Here is a 410-nt window from a genome sequence, read left to right as displayed (position 1 = left end):
CAGGTCGCGTTGTCGGACGATCTCGACCAACTCTCCATGCGGCGTACCCGAGACGACAAAAAGCCGGGAGGGACCGCGAGCGGCGTCCAGCAGCGATCTGGCCCCGGGGATGAAAGGTGCGGAAAGTACCTTCTTGAAAACGATATCCGTGAACCTTTGTGACAGGAAAGAAAGTCTCTCCTCGGTCGGTTCCTGGCCGAGCATCGTTTTGTCAAAATGTTTGAACTTTTCTCGACGAGATACGCCTCCATGCTTGCGCTGATAATCCAGGATGAAAGCAGCCCATTCTTCGCCTTTCTCGGAATAGATCTCCGCAAAAGCCTGAGCCTTGATCTCGGCTGAATCCAAGATGACGCCGTCGAAATCGAAGATTATCGCCGAAGGGCGGGCCGGGAGAACTGTCTTAGGGG

1 protein-coding gene is annotated in these 410 nt (G+C 54.9%); it reads right to left on the bottom strand.

What is annotated here, in order from left to right:
* The coding region (locus EOA32_RS37950) for an HAD family hydrolase (protein WP_145971544.1) at positions 1-410 on the bottom strand (410 nt) is incomplete at both ends.

Origin of the sequence: Mesorhizobium sp. M1A.F.Ca.ET.072.01.1.1 (genome assembly GCF_004023325.1) — a bacterium.
In the GTDB taxonomy this organism is placed as follows: domain Bacteria; phylum Pseudomonadota; class Alphaproteobacteria; order Rhizobiales; family Rhizobiaceae; genus Mesorhizobium.
The sequence above is the reverse complement of the archived record's forward strand: the minus strand, read 5'-3'. Positions and strand labels throughout refer to the sequence as shown.